Origin of the sequence: Adlercreutzia wanghongyangiae (assembly GCF_035989245.1) — a bacterium.
GTDB classification, from domain to species: Bacteria; Actinomycetota; Coriobacteriia; order Coriobacteriales; family Eggerthellaceae; genus Adlercreutzia; species Adlercreutzia wanghongyangiae.
Genome location: NZ_JAYMFF010000010.1, coordinates 102,841 through 103,825, shown reverse-complemented (window position 1 = coordinate 103,825; position 985 = coordinate 102,841).

The window sequence follows — 985 nt, the reverse complement described above, 5'->3', positions numbered from 1 at the left end:
GGCCATCACCTCCTGCCTTGTTGGACGAGCCAATAGATGCAGAAGGCACTGCCAGCACACGGGTCTTACACCGCCGGCTTCTTCACTATAGCGCTCATTTTCTTATCTTCAAGTCTTAATATGCATGAAATATAGCTTGAATTACCTTCAATAGTTTTACTATACATTGCGAATTATTGTAGAAATATGTGCGAATTCAGCAAGACTTTGGCTCGACTTTGATGCGGTGCCTTTCCGGCTCCCTCTCGACTCTGCTGCGACACTTCGCTGATGTTCTCTCGACTGCGCGACGGCGCATCGGACCCCATCGGCATCGCAGGTTTTGGCGGAAGGAAGGGATGACCCTCTCGCTTATCATGAGAGGCGCCGTTTACCGATGGACGAGAAGAATTTCTGGAGAAATTTTCTTTGTAGGAAAACCGTAACCTTTCATACGTATTAAAAGATATAAGGATTTAAGAAAATAATATTATAGTCACTATCTCACATTGAGAATTTGAAAAAATATAGTCATAGAATGACTTAATACTTATGTCAGAAAATGGTCAATATGGATTTGAACTGGGGATTTGCTATATTCCCATATAGCAAAGAATGTCTCTATTAATAAATAATAGAGACATATAATGATTCTGTGACTATTCATTTTCAGGAAGTTTTCAAGGTTCCGACAATTTGTCGTAATTTTTTGTGGAGACGGAATCGGGCAAAAAGGGGTTTTTGAGCACAAAACTAACTCAGAGTCAACAGTAAATGCCCAGCGTAGAGGTCAAAATTGAAAACTTCTCGACTTTACTTCGTTGCCGATTTGTAGATAATTATCCATGAACAAAAACGCTCTTTGGCACTCCTATGCCCAAATAGCGAAACCGACGTTTTGGAAGCAAGTAAGAACCCCGTCGGGACCACTCCTGGCCCCAACGGCGAAATAGCTGGTCGGAAGCGGAAAATGTCCGGCCTGGCACACGAGAGAACGAGCGAGAAC